We start from the raw sequence: 16,046 nt of genomic DNA on the forward strand, positions 1-16,046 counted from the left end.
TGCTCATCCACCCCACGCCCAGGCCACACTCCCCACGACCACCCCGCATCCCCGCCACAACGACGGCGGGGGCGGCCAGGAATCCCCGGCCACCCCCACAACGTCAACCCCCGGCGCAACTACCGCCGCCGCCTCACCACCACGAACACCGCACCAGCCACCAACACCAACCCGGCCACCACGGCAGCCACGATCGGCAGCGCGCTACTCGAACCCGACGACACATCAGCCTTCGGCTGCACCGGCGGCGCACCCACCGCGACATCAGTCGGGCTCCCTGCCGGACTCGGCGCCGATGACACGGGCGCGGACGCACTCGCCGACGCCGACGGAGCCGCCGACGGCGTAGCCGCATCGGCCGGCAGCGGCGACACATCCGCCGGACCGGGGTCACCGGGGTCCGTCAGGGCAATACGCGGCCGAACCGCACCCCACCCCGCACCGTCCGTGCGGCCGTCCCCGCCGTTCGACCGGCCAGCGGTATTGATGAGCACCCGCAGAACCTGGTTTGCCGTCCAGTCCGGATGAACCGACCAGACCAGCGCGGCTGAAGCAGAAGCCAGGGCAGTCGCATCGGAGGTGCCATGGCCCTTGCAATAGCCGGTCGGACCTGGGCAAGGAGCAACCGTGTCCTTGCCCGGGGCGACAAGCGCAACCTGCGGTCCGCGCTCGGACTCGTCAGTCACGGTCCCGTTCTGGTCAACCGCACCGACACCGGCAACATTGGGAAGGCCGCCAGGATAGTCGATCTGGTTCCCCGACTGTGCCTCATTCCCTGCAGCGGCAAAGACCAGAACGCCCTTCGCCCTCGCGTTCGCGAGGATTTGATTCAGCTTGGCGACATCTCCTGGCAGAGTGGTCACCTTGTTGATCCCTTGGGAAATACTTACAACCTTGGCACCCTGGCCGACCGCGTAGTCGACAGATTGGCCAATCTGGTCGAGGAAGTCAGTGGAGACCACAGATCCGACAGAGCCGTTATTGATCTTCAGCGGGAGGATCCTGGCCCCGGGCGCCAATCCGTAGGCCCCCTTCCCTCCGTTGGCCTTCCCAGTTCCTGCGATGAGCCCGACCATCTGGGTGCCGTGTCCATCACCATAGGACCCCACGCCGCCCGAGCTGCCACTAAAGTCCTTGCCCGGCAGGAGCTGCCCCACCAGATCCGGGTGGTCCAGCTTGAACCCGCCGTCGATGACGGCGACCGTGATGCCCTGTCCTTTGGACACCTTCCACATCTCCGCTGCATGCATGGCGTCCAGATGCCACTGGTCAGCGCGGATCGATCCATCTGCAGTGGCCGGCATCATCGCAGCCCCCACCATGCACATACTCATGACCACGATCGCCACGAGCCGCCCAGCCCACATCCCGCGGCTCCCCACCCGATCCCCCCACCACACAAGAACGCTTGACCTACCTCGCGTACGGATTCTTCGCCGGCGGCGCCCCCCACAACGTCAACCCCCGGCGCAACTACCGCCGCCGCCGCACCACCACGAACACCGCACCAGCTACCAACACCAACCCGGCCACCACACCCGCCACGATCGGCACCGAGCTACTCGAACCCGACGGCACATCAGCCTTCGGCTGTACCGGCGGCGCCCCTACCGCGGCATCGGTCGGGCTCCCAGCCGGACTCGGCGCCGACGAGACGGGCGCGGACGCGCTCACCGAGGCCGACGGCGTAGCCGCATCAGCCGGCAGCGGCGACACATCCGCCGGACCGGGATCGCCCGGATCCGTCAGCGCAACACGCGGCCGGACCGCACCCCATCCCGCATCATCCGTCCGCTTGTCCCCACCGTTCGGCCTGCCCGCGGTGTTGATGAGCACCCGCAGAACCTGATTCGCCGTCCAGTCCTTGTGGACCGCCCAAACCAGCGCAGCCGAGGCGGAAGCCAGAGCAGTCGCATCGGATGTCCCATGGCCTGTGCAGTAACCAGAAGGAGCCGTGCAAGCCGAAATGGTGTCCTGGCCGGGAGCGACGAGCGCAACCTGCGGCCCGGTCTCAGACTCCTCCGTCACGGTTCCGTTCCGGTCCACCGCTCCAACTCCAACGACATTGGGGAGAGCGCCCGGGTACTCGACCAGATTCCCCGACTTCGCCGAATTTCCGACACTGGACACCACAAGAGCGCCCCTCGCCCTGGCAGCCGCGAGAATCCGGCTCAGCTTGACCACATCACCCGGAAGCGCCGTCACCGATGAAACGCCTTGCGAAATGCTGATGACCTTAGCCCCCTGGTCGACAGCGTAAGTGACGGCCTGGCCGATCTGATCAAGAAAGTCCGCCGTGACAGCAGTCCCCACGGATCCGTTATCGATCTTCAGTGGAAGGATCTTGGCATTCGGAGCGAGTCCGTACGCCCCGTTTCCCCCACGGCTCTTTCCCGTGCCCGCGATGAGACTGGCCATCATCGTGCCGTGTCCATCGCTGTAAGAACCCACGCCACCCGAGCTGCCGCTGAAGTCCTTGCCGGGTAGGAACTGCCCCACCAAATCCGGATGATCCAGCTTGAATCCGCCATCGATCACCGCGACGGTGACTCCTTCGCCCTTCGAGACCTTCCACATTTCAGGAGCATGCATGGCGTCGAGGTGCCATTGAGCCGCACGGATCGAATCGTCGGCAACCGCCGGCGCTGCGACCGGGCCGACCACGATTCCCGCTGCCAGAAGCGCCGCGGCAGCCACTCGCCAACGCACTCGCATGTCCGTCCGCCCCATCACAACTCCTCGTCAATCTGTCCACCGACCGGGGAGCGTGCCCCGAACAAGACTGCCCGGCCACTGGGAGAGCCCAGTGGCCGGGCAGTCGTTGCCGTCCTACTCAACCACGTCTGGGTTGCTGTGCGGCGTACCGCTGGTCCAGGTGTCCTCGTCCTCGTGGAGGTAGTCGGCCCGCTTGCGGCGGTCACGCTCGTTGCGCCCTCCATGGCCCGCCGCTCCGGGTGCCATCATGCCGTTCTGCCGGGACTGGGCACCGCCCTCCGCGGCTCCCGCCGCAGCCGCGCGGTTGCGCAGGCCCGTACCGCCGGGAGTGAACTCCCCGCCCGCGGCAGGCCCCTTGCGACCGCCGACCGTGCCACCGGTGGTCGAGGACAGACCCCGGCCACGCCCGCCACCACCGGAACCGACGGCTCCGCCGCCATGACCACCCATACCGGGCTGCATGCCCATGCCGTTGGGTCCGCCGGCCCGGCCACCACCCGGCCCCGCCTCGCGTCCGCCGAAGACCGTCCCGGTGGGAAGGCCCGGCGTGCCGCTCTTCCCGGGGATCTGGCCGCCACCGAACGGGGCCGTGCGGGGGCCGGAGCCACCGCCCTTGCCGGGCAGGTATCCACTGCCGCCGCCCTTGCTCTGCACCGAACCGCCACCGGGCCCGACCGGGAATCCGGAAACCGGGCCCCCACCGGGGATGCCGGGCCCACCGCCAGGCCCGTTGGGGCCGCTCGGGTAGACGGGAGTGGTGGTCGGCCCGCCAGTCGGCAGGGGACCGCCGCCGGGACCATACGGACCGGTCTGGGTCGGGAGCGTCGGCACGCTGTCGAGCCCGGTGCCCGGACGGTTGACCGGGTCCGACGGGTAGGACGGCGGGACAGAGGAGCCCGGGTCCTGCGGGTTGGGGGGAACCTGGCCGCCGCCGTGCGGAGGCGTGGGGGTGATGTGACCCGGGCCGGACGGCCCGGTGGAGCCCGATCCCGGGTCGTACGGCGTCACCGAACCGCCGCCATAGCTACCGCCGGACGGGGTGTAGCCACCACCGACGCTTCCACCGCTGGAACGCGGGCTCCGGAGGGAACCACCGGAGCCGCCCCCAGAGCTACCCCCACCCGTGTATTCCGACTCCCCGCCTCGGTTCCTCTGGGCATCAGGCGTCCCCGGCAGCGTCACGTCATCGGGAATCCCATTCAAGGTCGCCGTCGCCGCTGTGTACGCCTGGGCCAGGTTCTCCACCTGGTGGGCAGCTTCCTGCCGTTCCTTCTCGACCGTCGCCTTGGCCTGGTCGTACTCCGCCTTGCTCACCCAGCCGGAGCCCGGAACGGTCTTCATGTAATCGTCGACCGACTGACCGACGCCGAGTTTGGCCTCCACTCCAGGGGGCGTCTTCTGCCCCTCGTACTGAGCGACCTTACTCATCGCATCAGTGGGAAGCGGGGGCATCGCGACCTTGGCCGTGCTGAGTGCTTCACCGGCTTGGGTCATCGCACCACCAGCGGTCGACGAGTGCTGACCGATGATGTCCGCGGACTTGTACAGGTTGCCGACCCAGGTCTTGAAATTCTCAGCTGCCGGCCCCTCCCAGTGGACCTGGCCGAGGTGTGCCTGGAGGGCAGCACTGAGCTCCCCCAGTACGCGACCTGCGTCCTGGAGTTGAGTAGCCCGCTTCAACACCACATCGGGCATTGTCTTGTCGACCATCGCCCTGAGGGCGGGATGCTTCATGCCGTCGTACTTGGATTCGCCTGCCATGGCTTCTTCCCCGTTTCCCCGTGTGTCGCCCCTCGTTCCGCCGTCAGAGGCCCGCGTTGGACCTCGGCTTCGACCCGTTCGATCCCGCCGTCGGTGAGGTGACGCCCGCGTTCTTCGCGACCGCGTTCTGGTCGGCGGTCGTGTTGTCCTCGTTGGTCGTGTAGTTGCCCTGTGTCGCCGCGATTGCTTCCTGCATCGTCTGGATCTGCTTGACGAAGTCCTTGTGGAACTTGATGAGCTGGGTGTGGACCTTGCCGTAGGCGGTGGTCAGGGCCGTCGCCTCGTCGAACTTCGCGCTGGCGAAGTGCGCGGTCTCCACCTTCTGCTGTTCGAGCTTGTACGGCGCGGCCGCCGATCCCTCCATCGCGGCGAGCAGCGCCTCGACCTTGGCGGCGAAGTTGGAGAGCGTCTGCAGCTCCACCTTGACGTCCTGCTTGCCGAAGGCCGACACGAGGTCGCTGGCGCTGAAGTTCGTCTGCGCAGTGCTGACCATGGGAGCGATGTTGATCCCGCCCCAAGGCAATGGGATCTTCCCGTCCAGCATGAACGGCGTGTCGTCCGGAGCTGCCGGGGCGTTCGGATCAGTACCCGTGGGGCTGGACGACGGGGACGGGGCGGGCGCCGGGCTGGCCGAGGGGCTCGGCGTGGCGCTCGGGGACGGGCTGGGCGCGGGGCTCGGTGAGGGACTCGGGGACGGACTGGGCGTAGGAGTCCCCGATGGGCTCGGTGAGGGACTCGGGGACGGACTCGCCGAAGGACTTGCCGAAGGGGTCGGCGTCCCCGAACCAGATGCACTATTTCCTGCCACAGCAGTTCACCTCTCCCCCGTTCGGCCGGTTGCCGCCCCGGGGTGTCCCGGGGTGACTCCGTGCCGCAACACACCGTCAACTTCTGGGTATTGCCGTCGTCGTACCGTCTTGGTCGGCGTACCGCCCGCCCTGCGGGCGGTTTTCGCCTCCGTCATCGTAGCCACCACCTCTGTCGGACCGGCAGGGCCCATGGTCTGCCCGTACGCGATCGGTACGAACTTGACACGTACAACTCCCTCCCCCGGCCCCTGGGTAGACTGCCCTGGTACGCCCCATCTGCCGCGCAATGTCGCACAGCAGCGACCCAAGGCCGCAGAACGGACGTGACCGCATGAGTTCCCCCGACGCCGTTTCCTGGTGGGCCCGTGCCGTGCGGCCCGCGCGGCCGCCGTTGCCGTTGGCGCTGATGGCCCGGGCGGCGGTGGGGATGGCGGTGCCGTTGGCGGCGGGCCTGTCGGCGCACCGGCTGGATCTGGGGGTGTTCGCGGGCCTGGGTGCGATGCACGCGACGATGAACGACCGGGTCGAGCCGTCGCGGCTGCGGGCGGTCCGGATCGGGACGGCGGTGTTCGCCTCCGCGCTCGGCATGCTGATCGGTACGGCCCTCCAGCGCGCCGACGTGGACGGCCTCGCCCTCGGTGCGGCGTTGACGCTCACCGCGTTCGTGTCCGGCGCCTTGAGTGCGACGGGTCCGCGTGGTTCGGCGGCCGGGATGTTGCTGTTGGTGTCGGCGGCGCTGGGCAGTGGGATGCCGCTGCCGGACCCGTGGTGGGCGGCGGCGCCGATGATGCTCGCGGGCGCGGTGTTGGTGGTGCTGCTCGGGCTGCCCGCGGGCGTGCCGAAGCGGCCGGCCGCCGATCCGCGTGTCCGGGCGCTCGCCGCCGCGTACGACGCGCTGGGCCGTACCCTCGCCGATCTGGGCACCTCGCGGGCCGCCGGCTCGCGCCAGGTGCTGACGGCCCGCCTGAACCAGCTCCAGGACCTTCTCCCGAACCAGAGCCGCAGCCGGCGCAGGAGCCGAAACCCGAGCCGGAACCCGAACGAAGGCCCGAGCCGGAACCCGAACGAAGGCCCGAGCCGGAGCCGCCACACCGAGCCCCGCACGCGCCGGATGTACGAGGCCGCCCTCGCCGCCACCGAGGCGGCGACGGGCCTGCTGTGGGCCCGTCGCGCCGTCCCGCCCGAGGTGGCCGGGGTGCCGGCCCGTCTGGCGGCCGCCGTACGGCGGGGCGGCGGCGAGGTCGTCGTGCCCGACTGGCAGCCGGACACGCCCTCGCGGCAGGCCCTGGACGTGGCGCTGCGCGCCGCCGCCGACACGGTGGCCGGCCGGGACGCGCAACTCGGCACGGCGCCCGCTCCGCCGCCCGACCCCTGGCGGCTGCGGGTGCGGCTGCTGTCGGGGGGCTCGGTCCGGTACGGGCTGCGCGTGGCGCTGTGCATCGCGGTCGGCTCGGCGGTCACCGCCAACTTCCCGCTCAGCAAGAGCTACTGGGTGCCGATGACGATCGCCTTCGTGCTCAAGCCGGACCTCGGCTCGGTGTTCCTGCGCGCGGTGAGCCGCTCGATCGGCACGGTGCTCGGGGTGGTCGTCACGGCGGCGCTGCTGGTGCTGACCACCGAGCACTGGGCGCTGACGGCGGTCGCCGCGCTGTGTGTGGCCCTGCTCCCGTACGCCACGGCGGCGCACTACGGGTTGAACACCGTCGTGATGACGCCGATGGCGCTGGTCCTGCTCCAGCTGGGCGGCCAGAGCAGTGCGGCGGAGTTCTGGCCCCGGGTCCTGGACACCGTTCTGGCCAGCGCGATCGTGCTGCTCTTCGGCTATCTGCTGTGGCCCGAGCGGCCGCGGCACCGGATCGAGCCCCGGCTGGTCGATGCGACGAGGGCGCTGCGGGCCTACCTGGACGCCGTCACCGCCGTCCCGGGCCCCGCCGGCGCCCACCGCGCCGACCGCGCCGAGGTGTGGCTGCGCCGTACCGCCTACCGTTCGCTGGCGGACGCCCGCCAGGAGGTGCGGCAGGGCCTGGCCGAGCCGCCGCCGACGGGCCGGCTGGCGGAGCAGTGGCTGCCGGCGACGGCGGCGTTGGAGCGGCTGGGCGGCGCGGTGGCGGCGTTCGCGGCGCAGATCCGGTACGGCGGCCGGGTGCCGGACCCCGACGAGGTCGACCGGGTCCGCCGCGCGCTGGACGAGCTGACCGCCGCCGCCCGCGCGCACCGCCCACCGACCACGCCACCCGCCGCGACCACGCCACCCGCCCCGACGGACCGTCCGACCAAGCCGACCGAGCCGCCGGAGCCGCACGACCCCACGCGCAGCGCGCTGGGCCGTGCGGCGGACGAACTCGAAGCGCTCCTCACGAACAGCTGACGGCCGGCCGCCCCGACGGCTCAGACCTGCTCGGCCAGCTCCAGCCAGCCCATCTCCAGCTCCTCCTTCTCCTCCCGGACCGCGCGCAGCTGCGCGTCCAGCTCCGCGACCTTGGAGAAGTCGGCGGCGTGCTCGGCGAGTTGGGCGTGCAGCTTGGACTCCTTCTCGTCCAGCTTGGCGATCTGCCGCTCCAGCTTCTGCATCTCCTTCTTCGCCGCCCGCAGGTCCCCGCCGGACAGTCCGGACGCGGCGGGGGCGCCCTCGGCCGCCGAGACGGCGGCGGCCGCAGAGGCAGCGGAGGCGGCAGCGGAGGCCATCCGGGCCCGTCGCTCCAGGTACTCGTCGACGCCGTTCGGCAGCATCCGCATCTTCTTGTCGCCGAGCAGCGCGTGGACGACGTCCGTGGTGCGCTCGATGAAGAAGCGGTCGTGGCTGATGACGACCATCGAGCCGGGCCAGCCGTCGAGCAGGTCCTCCAGCTGGTTGAGCGTCTCGATGTCCAGGTCGTTCGTCGGCTCGTCCAGGAACAGCACGTTGGGCTCGTCCATCAGCAGCCGCAGCAGCTGGAGGCGGCGGCGCTCGCCACCGGAGAGGTCGCCGACCGGCGTCCACTGCTTGTCCTTGCCGAAGCCGAACTGCTCGCACAGCTGGCCGGCGCTCATCTCGCGGCCCTTGCCGAGGTCGACGCGCGAGCGGACCTGCTCGACGGCCTGCAGCACCCGGGTCTCCGGGTCCAGTTCGGCGATCTCCTGCGACAGGTAAGCGAGCCGTACGGTCTTGCCGACCTTGATGATGCCGGAGGCGGGCTGCACGTCGCCCTCGCTCGCGTACGCGTCGCGCAGGGCGCGCAGCAGCGAGGTCTTGCCGGCGCCGTTGACGCCGAGCAGGCCGATCCGGTCGCCGGGGCCGAGCTGCCAGGTGAGGTTCTCCAGGAGCAGCTTGGGGCCGGCCTTGACGGTCACGCCCTCCAGCTCGAAGACGGTCCTGCCCAGCCGGGCGTTGGCGAACTTCATCAGTTCGGACTTGTCGCGCGGCTCCGGCACGTCGGCGATCAGCGCGTTGGCGGCCTCGATGCGGTAGCGCGGCTTGGAGGTGCGGGCGGGGGCGCCGCGGCGCAGCCAGGCGAGTTCCTTGCGGGCCAGGTTCTGGCGCTTCTGCTCTTCGACGGCTTCGATCCGGGAGCGCTCGGCGCGGGCGAAGACGTAGTCGGAGTAGCCGCCCTCGTACTCGTGGACGGCACCGTTCTGGACGTCCCACATCCGGGTGCAGACCTGGTCGAGGAACCAGCGGTCGTGGGTGACGCAGACCAGCGCGGAGCGGCGCTTCTGGAGGTGCTGGGCGAGCCAGTTGATGCCCTCGACGTCGAGGTGGTTGGTGGGCTCGTCCAGGATGATCAGGTCGGGCGAGCCGAGCAGCAGCTTGGCGAGGGCGATCCGGCGGCGCTCGCCACCGGAGAGCGGGCCGATGACGGTGTCGAGGCCGTCGGCGAAGCCGGGGAGGTCGAGGCCGCCGAAGAGGCCTTCGATGATGTCGCGGATGCGGGCGTCGCCGAGCCACTCGTGGTCGGCCCGGTCGGCGATCACCTCGTGCCGGATGGTGGCGTTCGGGTCGAGCGAGTCGTGCTGGGTGAGGACGGCCGGCTGCAGGTTGCCGCTCCAGGTGATCCGGCCGCGGTCGGGGTCCTCCAGCTTGGCGAGCATCCGGATCAGGGTGGTCTTGCCGTCGCCGTTGCGTCCGACGACTCCGATCCGGTCGCCTTCGCTGACGCCGAGGCTGACCGCGTCCAGCAGGGTGCGGGTGCCGTAGACCTTCGTGACGGACTCGATGGTGGCGAGGTTGACGGCCACGTGTGCTGCGCTCCTGGGATCGGCGGTCGCGGGGGCGGACGACCGCCCCTGTCTCGGGGACACCCCGATCTCCCCAGCCTAATGGGCCCGCGACGACAGCCTCACCGCGCTACGACGACAGCCTCACCGCGCTCCTGGGAGCGGTACCACCGCCGGGAGCACCACACCGCCACGGACAGCACCACGCCGCCGCGAGCAGCTGCCCCGCCTACGCCACGACCGAGGCCCCCGCCACCGGCCCGTACGTGACGTACGCCGTCCGGCAGGTGCCGGAGGCCCGCAGCGCCTCGGCGACGGCGTCGGCCGCGTCGGCGTCCTTGGCGAGGAAGGCGCAGGTCGGCCCGGAGCCGGAGACGAGTGCTCCGAGCGCGCCCGCCTCGGTGCCGGCCTGCAGGGTGGCCGCGAGCGCGGGGCGCAGCGAGAGGGCGGCGGACTGGAGGTCGTTGGCGAGCGCGGCGGCGAGGGCGACGGCGTCGCCTCCGGCGAGGGCGGCGAGCAGTGCCGGGTCGGCGTCGGGGGTGGTGATGTCGGTGTCGCTGGAGCCGGTGCCGGCCTCCTCGCGCAGCCGGTCGCACTCGCGGAAGACGGCGGGGGTGGACAGGCCGCCGTCGGCGACCGCGAAGACCCAGTGGAAGGTGCCGTCGACGGCCAGCGGCTCCAGGATCTCGCCGCGGCCGCGGCCCAGCGCGACGCCGCCGAGCAGGGCGAACGGCACGTCCGACCCGAGTTCCGCGGCGAGCTCCAGCAGGGTGTCGAACGGGGTGTCGAGCTGCCACAGCGCGTCGCAGGCGACCAGCGCCGCCGCGCCGTCGGCGCTGCCGCCGGCCATGCCGCCGGCCACCGGGATGGCCTTGGCGATGTGCAGGTGCACGCCGGGGTCGGCGATGCCGTGGTGGGCGGCGAGCAGCCGGGCGGCGCGGGCGGCGAGGTTGCTGTCGTCGAGCGGGACGACGGCGGCGTCCGGTCCGGTGCAGGAGAGCGTGACGCCCTCCGCTTCCGTCGCGGTGACCTCGTCACCGAGGGCGACGGCGAAGAAGACGTTGGCCAGGTCGTGGAAGCCGTCGGCGCGCAGGCCGCCGACTCCGAGCCGGACGTTGACCTTGGCCGGGACCCGTACGGTGATCACGCGCTGTCCTTCGCGGGCTTGTGCTCGGCGATCGCGGCGAACTGTTCCACCGTCAGCATCTCGCCGCGCAGCTTGTGGTCGATCCCGGCGGCCGCGAGGGCCTGCTCGGCGCCGGCGGGGGAGCCGGCCCAGCCGGCCAGCGCGGCGCGCAGGGTCTTGCGCCGCTGGGCGAACGCGGCGTCGACCACCGCGAACACCTCCTCGCGGCTGGCGGTGGTCTTCGGCGGCTCGCGGCGGATCAGCGAGACCAGTCCGGAGTCGACGTTGGGGGCGGGCCAGAACACGTTCCGCCCGATGGCGCCGGCCCGCTTCACGTCGGCGTACCAGTTGGCCTTGACCGACGGGACGCCGTACACCTTGTTGCCCGGCTTGGCGGCGAGCCGGTCGGCGACCTCGCTCTGCACCATCACCAGGGTCCGCTCGATGCTGGGGAAGGTCGCCAGCATGTGCAGCAGGACGGGCACGGCCACGTTGTACGGGAGGTTGGCGACCAGCGCGGTGGGGGCCGGCCCGGGCAGCTCGGTGACCTCCATGGCGTCGCTGAACACCAGGTCGAAGGAGTCCGCCTTGCCGGGCATCCGGGCCGCGACGGTGTCCGGCAGGTGCTGCGCCAGCACCGGGTCGATCTCGACGGCGGTGACGTGCCTGGCCACCTCCAGCAGCGCGAGCGTCAGCGATCCGAGGCCGGGCCCGACCTCGACGACCGCGTCCGCACCGGTCACCCCGCCCGCCCGGACGATCCGCCGCACGGTGTTGCCGTCGATGACGAAGTTCTGTCCACGCTGCTTGGTCGGCTTCACGCCGAACGCGGCCGCCAGTTCCCGGATGTCGGCGGCGCCCAGCAGGTGGCTGTCAGGGGTGGGGTCGGTGGTGCTCACGCGCCAAGGATACGGGCGCGATCCGTTCGCCCGGATCAGTACCGACGGCCCGGGCCGTGTTCCGCGCGTCAGTACCCGAAGGCCTGGGCCGTGTTCCGCGCGATGGCCGCCGACAGCTCGTCCTCGTGCAGCCCCAGGGTCGCGGCCATCGAGCGCACCGTGACCGGGATCAGGTACGGGGCGTTGGGCCGGCCCCGGTAGGGGTGCGGGGTGAGGAAGGGGGCGTCGGTCTCGACCAGGATCCGGTCGAGCGGGGTGGCGAGCAGGGCGTCCCGCAGCGGCTGGTTGGCCTTGAAGGTGACCGGGCCGGCGAAGGAGAGGTACCAGCCGTGGTCGGCGCAGGTCTTGGCCATCGCGGCGTCGCCGGAGTAGCAGTGGAAGACGGTGCGTTCCGGGGCGCCTTCCTCCAGCAGGACGGCGATGACGTCGTCGTGGGCGTCCCGGTCGTGGATGACCAGGGCCTTGCCGTGCCGCTTGGCCATCTCGATGTGGCGGCGGAACGACTCCTTCTGGATCTCGACGCCTTCGGGCCCGGTCCGGAAGTAGTCGAGCCCGGTCTCGCCGACGGCGAGGACCTGCGGCAGGGCGGCGAGCCGGTCGATCTCGGCGAGCGCTTCGTCCAGCGCGGCGGCGCCGCCGGCCTTGCGCTGCTGCCCGGACCAGCCGTCCGCGTCGCCGAGGAAGATCCGCGGCGCCTCGTTCGGGTGCAGGGCGACGGCCGCGTGCACCTGCTCGTACCGGGCCGCCAGCTCGGCGGCCCAGCGCGAACCGGGCACGTCGCAGCCCACCTGGACGACGGTGGTGACGCCGACCGACGCGGCCCGGGCGAGGCCCTCGGCCGGGGTGCCGGACTGCATGTCGAGGTGGGTGTGCGAGTCGGCCACCGCCACTGCCAGGGGTTCCGGCAGCGGCGGCGGGGTCGACCGGTCGTCGTCCTTGGCGGCCATCAGGCGGCGGGCTTCTCTTCGAGGCGCGGGAAGAGGATCTCGCCCTTGGTGACGGTGGCCCCGACGGGCAGCCGGCCCCAGTCGGCGACGGTGGCGATGGTCTGCGCGGACAGCGCGCCCAGCCCGGCCTCGGCGCCCAGGGAGGCCCACAGCTTCTCGGCGGTGGACGGCATCACCGGGTTGAGCAGGACGGCGGTGGCGCGCAGCGACTCTGCGGCGGTGTAGAGGATGGTCGCGAGGCGCGCCCGGCCCTCGTCCGAGCCGCCATCTCCGAATGCAGTCTTGGCGACCTTCCAGGGCTCCTGCTCGGTGATGTAGCCGTTGACCTGCTTGACGAACTCGAAGATCGCCGCGAGGCCGCCGGCGAAGTCCAGCTCCTCGCCGATCTTCCGGTCGGCCGCCTCGACGGCCTTGGCCAGCCCGTCCTTCAGGGCCTGCTCGGCCTCGCCGTCCGACGCGGAGGCCGGCAGCACGCCGCCGAAGTACTTGCCGACCATCGCGGCGGCGCGGGAGGCGAGGTTGCCGAAGTCGTTGGCGAGCTCGGAGGTGTAGCGGGCGCTGAAGTCCTCCCAGGAGAACGAGCCGTCCGTGCCGAACGGGATCGCCCGCAGGAAGTAGTAGCGGTACGCGTCGACGCCGAAGTGCGAGGTCAGGTCGGTGGGCGCGATGCCGGTCAGGTTGGACTTGGACATCTTCTCGCCGCCGACCATCAGCCAGCCGTTGGCGACGACCCGCTTGGGCAGCGGCAGCCCGGCGGCCATCAGCATGGCGGGCCAGATGACGGCGTGGAACCGCAGGATGTCCTTGCCGACGAGGTGGACGGAAGCGGGCCACAGCTCGGCGAAGCGCTCCGGGTCGCTGCCGTAGCCGGCCGCGGTGATGTAGTTCTGCAGCGCGTCGACCCACACGTACAGGACGTGCTTCTCGTCCCAGGGCAGCGGCACGCCCCAGTTGAAGGTGGAGCGGGAGATCGAGAGGTCCTTCAGGTCCTGCTCGACGAAGCGCAGCACCTCGTTGCGGGCCGAGGCGGGCTGGATGAAGTCCGGGTTCGCGGCGTAGAACTCCAGCAGCTTGGGGCCGTAGGCGGAGAGGCGGAAGAAGTAGTTCTCCTCCTCCAGCCACTCGACGGGCTTCTTGTGGACGGCGCAGAGCTTCTCGCCCTCGGTGGCGCCGTCCAGCAGGTCGCCGGGGAGCTTGTACTCCTCGCAGCCGACGCAGTACGGGCCGGAGTAGCCGCCCTTGTAGATCTCGCCCTTGTCGTACAGGTCCTGGACGAACTCCTGGACCCGGTCGGTGTGCCGCTGCTGGGTGGTGCGGATGAAGTCGTCGTTGGCGATCTCCAGGTGCTCCCAGAGGGGCTTCCACTCCTCCTCGACCAGCTTGTCGCACCACTCCTGCGGGCTGACGCCGTTCGCCTCGGCGGTCCGCATGATCTTCTGGCCGTGCTCGTCGGTGCCGGTCAGGTACCACACCTTCTCGCCGCGCTGGCGGTGCCAGCGGGTGAGGACGTCGCCCGCCACGGTGGTGTACGCGTGGCCCAGGTGCGGGCGATCGTTGACGTAGTAGATCGGGGTGGAAACGTAGTACGCCGGGGCGTTCGCCCCGGTGGTGCTGTGGTCTGCAGTGGCCGCCATGGTCGGAAAGCTTAGTCGGGCACGCGGGCCGCCCTCGACCGAGTTGTTCCCCGGCCGGGGGCGGTCCGTCCCGCGTCCTGCGGTGCCGGCCCTGCGACCGCCGGTACCGGCCCGACGGCAGCGGCCGTCAGCCCAGCAGCCGCGACCAGAACCGGGCCCAGCGTCCGCGCGGCTCGGCGGGCCCGGCCGCCGGGGCCGCTCCGGCCGGCTCGGCGTGCGCCGGGTAGCCGGGGGCGTGCTGCCAGGGCTGGTCGGCGACGGCGACCCGGCCCTCGCGCATGATCCGGACGGTGTGGCCACCGCACCCCGGGCAGGTCGGCTTGAGCAGCGGGGACGGCACCCGGACGCCGTTGGCGTGGTACTCGAACACGACGTGCCCGTCGTTGGCCACGTGGTGCTCGATGTCGTACGCCTGCTCCCACCCGTACCCGCAGCGCAGGCACGCGAAGGAGTAGGCCTCCCGTACGGTCTCGACGGGAGTGTGCGCCCGCCCGGCGAGGCCGGCGGTGCTCAGTGCGCTGCCATTGCGGGGGCTACCGATCGTCTCGCTCATAGCCGTCTCCCAGCGCCCGCCGGGCGCTCGCCCGGCTGGGTCTTTCCCTTTCAGGAAATGCCCGGACCGCCTCGGCCGATGCCGCACTTGTGAAGACTTGGATGCGGATTGGGAAGCCCTATACGAAGGGCCTCCCGGGAGCCGAAAACCGCGACCGAAACTTCAGCTCAGCGGGCGTTTACCGGGGCCTTCCCTCAAAGGTACGACGCCCGGTGCGCGGCGCAACCCCCGGAATTCACGCCCTCCCGGGGCCCCCGACCGAGCCCCCGCCCGGGCCGTCCTTCAGCCCCTCCTTCTTGGCCGCCACGACAGCGTCGAAGACCTCCCGCTTGGGCAGCGAGAGTTCCACCGCGACGGCCGCGATGGCCTCCTTGCGCCGTTCCCCGGCCTCCTCGCGCAGGGCGACCAGCCGGGCCAGCTCGGCCGGGGTCAGCTCCTGCGGCGCGGCCGGCGGGGCGCCCGCGACGACGACGGTGATCTCGCCCTTGACGCCCTCGGCCGCCCAGGCGGCCAGTTCGCCGATCGGCCCGCGCTTGACCTCCTCGTAGGTCTTGGTGAGCTCGCGGCAGACGGCGGCCGGGCGTTCCGGCCCGAAGGCCTCGGCCATCGCGGTCAGGGCCTCGGCGATCCGGTGCGGCGCCTCGAAGAAGACCATGGTGCGCGGTTCGGCGGCGATCGAGGCGAGCTGCCGCGCGCGGTCACCGGTCTTGCGCGGCAGGAAGCCCTCGAAGGTGAAGCGGTCGACCGGCAGGCCGGACAGGGCGAGCGCGGTGAGCACCGCGGACGGCCCGGGCACCGCGGTGACCTTGACCTCGGCCTCGACGGCCGCGGCGACCAGCCGGTAGCCGGGGTCGGACACCGAGGGCATGCCGGCGTCGGTGACCAGCAGCACCCGGGCGCCGCCGAGCAGCGCCTCGACCAGTTCGGGGGTGCGGCCGACCTCGTTGCCCTCGAAGTACGAGACCACGCGTCCGGCCGGGGTCACCCCGAGGGCCTGGGTGAGCCGGCGCAGCCGCCGGGTGTCCTCGGCCGCGATCACGTCCGCCGTGGCCAGTTCGTGGATCAGCCTGGGCGGGGCGTCCGAGACGTCGCCGATGGGGGTGCCTGCGAGAACGAGTACTCCTGTCACGGGCCCCATCCTTCCAGCTACCGGGGGCGCGGGGCTTTTGGTGACGATTCGGGCAGCTTCCGAGGGAGCGGACGCGCGTACGAAGAGCGCCCCTACGATGTGGCGGATGAACGGCGACACGGCGGCGCAGACGCCCACTGGTACGGACCACTCCGCGCGGGGCGGCGCCGGCCTGCCGTCTCCCCGCCCGCCGGAGCCCGCCGTCGCCCCCGCCCCCGCCGCCCCCGCCGCCCCTGCGGCCCCCGGCTGGCGCGAGCGCCTGGCCCGCCACGGCTACGT

At 71.6% G+C, this 16,046-nt stretch carries 12 protein-coding genes; 1 reads left to right on the forward strand and 11 read right to left on the reverse strand.

Annotation, left to right across the window (positions count from 1 at the left end; all coding sequences use genetic code 11):
• Positions 1-119: 119 nt before the first annotated feature.
• From OP86_RS30130 to OP86_RS36975, 4 genes are all read right to left on the reverse strand, one after another.
• A complete protein-coding gene (locus tag OP86_RS30130) occupies positions 120-1,349 on the reverse strand; it encodes a S8 family serine peptidase (RefSeq protein ID WP_234435067.1) in 1,230 nt (409 codons plus the stop codon).
• 124 nt (positions 1,350-1,473) lie between these two features.
• A complete protein-coding gene (locus tag OP86_RS35320; RefSeq protein ID WP_078589330.1) occupies positions 1,474-2,730 on the reverse strand; it encodes a S8 family serine peptidase in 1,257 nt (418 codons plus the stop codon).
• Positions 2,731-2,829: 99 nt separating this feature from the next.
• A complete protein-coding gene (locus OP86_RS34115; RefSeq protein ID WP_030062450.1) occupies positions 2,830-4,476 on the reverse strand; it encodes a WXG100 family type VII secretion target in 1,647 nt (548 codons plus the stop codon).
• Positions 4,477-4,519: 43 nt separating this feature from the next.
• The gene (locus OP86_RS36975) at positions 4,520-4,969 is read right to left on the reverse strand and encodes a hypothetical protein (RefSeq protein ID WP_051830998.1); all 450 of its coding nucleotides are present in this window, start codon (positions 4,967-4,969) and stop codon (positions 4,520-4,522) included.
• Positions 4,970-5,616: 647 nt separating this feature from the next.
• Between OP86_RS36975 and OP86_RS30145 the strand changes: the two genes are divergently transcribed.
• Complete coding sequence (locus OP86_RS30145) at positions 5,617-7,653, forward strand: FUSC family protein (protein WP_157849879.1); 2,037 nt, start codon at positions 5,617-5,619, stop codon at positions 7,651-7,653.
• A 20-nt stretch (positions 7,654-7,673) separates the two neighbouring features.
• Here the strand turns inward: OP86_RS30145 and OP86_RS30150 are convergent, their stop codons facing one another.
• From OP86_RS30150 to rsmI, 7 genes are all read right to left on the reverse strand, one after another.
• The gene (locus OP86_RS30150; protein ID WP_030259974.1) at positions 7,674-9,500 is read right to left on the reverse strand and encodes an ABC-F family ATP-binding cassette domain-containing protein; all 1,827 of its coding nucleotides are present in this window, start codon (positions 9,498-9,500) and stop codon (positions 7,674-7,676) included.
• A gap of 208 nt (positions 9,501-9,708) precedes the next feature.
• The gene (locus OP86_RS30155; protein WP_030062456.1) at positions 9,709-10,626 is read right to left on the reverse strand and encodes a 4-(cytidine 5'-diphospho)-2-C-methyl-D-erythritol kinase; all 918 of its coding nucleotides are present in this window, start codon (positions 10,624-10,626) and stop codon (positions 9,709-9,711) included.
• Positions 10,623-11,504: a 16S rRNA (adenine(1518)-N(6)/adenine(1519)-N(6))-dimethyltransferase RsmA gene (gene rsmA, locus OP86_RS30160; RefSeq protein ID WP_030062457.1), complete on the reverse strand. Its 882-nt coding sequence runs from the start codon at positions 11,502-11,504 to the stop codon at positions 10,623-10,625. Before rsmA ends, OP86_RS30155 begins: the two co-directional genes overlap by 4 nt.
• A gap of 68 nt (positions 11,505-11,572) precedes the next feature.
• On the reverse strand, positions 11,573-12,451 hold the full coding sequence (locus tag OP86_RS30165; RefSeq protein WP_030259978.1) for a TatD family hydrolase: 879 nt from the start codon (positions 12,449-12,451) through the stop codon (positions 11,573-11,575).
• Positions 12,451-14,085 (reverse strand): methionine--tRNA ligase, encoded by a 1,635-nt coding sequence (gene metG, locus OP86_RS30170; protein ID WP_030062459.1) that lies wholly within the window; start codon positions 14,083-14,085, stop codon positions 12,451-12,453. Before metG ends, OP86_RS30165 begins: the two co-directional genes overlap by 1 nt.
• A gap of 127 nt (positions 14,086-14,212) precedes the next feature.
• Entirely contained in the window at positions 14,213-14,638 is a 426-nt protein-coding gene (locus OP86_RS37565) for a hypothetical protein (RefSeq protein ID WP_199815231.1), read from the reverse strand.
• Positions 14,639-14,873: 235 nt separating this feature from the next.
• Positions 14,874-15,767: a 16S rRNA (cytidine(1402)-2'-O)-methyltransferase gene (gene rsmI / locus OP86_RS30180; protein WP_030259985.1), complete on the reverse strand. Its 894-nt coding sequence runs from the start codon at positions 15,765-15,767 to the stop codon at positions 14,874-14,876.
• Between the last annotated feature and the right edge of the window lie 279 nt (positions 15,768-16,046).

This window comes from Streptomyces novaecaesareae (assembly GCF_000716875.1).
Classification (GTDB): domain Bacteria; phylum Actinomycetota; class Actinomycetes; order Streptomycetales; family Streptomycetaceae; genus Kitasatospora; species Kitasatospora novaecaesareae.

Bases quoted from the DNA above. Each gene is read 5' to 3' on its own strand.
- OP86_RS35320 (WP_078589330.1), bottom strand. From the start codon at position 2,730: ATGGGGCGGACGGACATGCGAGTGCGTTGGCGAGTGGCTGCCGCGGCG.
- OP86_RS34115 (WP_030062450.1), bottom strand. From the start codon at position 4,476: ATGGCAGGCGAATCCAAGTACGACGGCATGAAGCATCCCGCCCTCAGG.
- OP86_RS36975 (WP_051830998.1), bottom strand. From the start codon at position 4,969: ATGGTCAGCACTGCGCAGACGAACTTCAGCGCCAGCGACCTCGTGTCG.
- OP86_RS30145 (WP_157849879.1), top strand. From the start codon at position 5,617: ATGAGTTCCCCCGACGCCGTTTCCTGGTGGGCCCGTGCCGTGCGGCCC.
- OP86_RS30165 (WP_030259978.1), bottom strand. From the start codon at position 12,451: ATGGCCGCCAAGGACGACGACCGGTCGACCCCGCCGCCGCTGCCGGAA.
- metG (WP_030062459.1), bottom strand. From the start codon at position 14,085: ATGGCGGCCACTGCAGACCACAGCACCACCGGGGCGAACGCCCCGGCG.
- OP86_RS37565 (WP_199815231.1), bottom strand. From the start codon at position 14,638: ATGAGCGAGACGATCGGTAGCCCCCGCAATGGCAGCGCACTGAGCACC.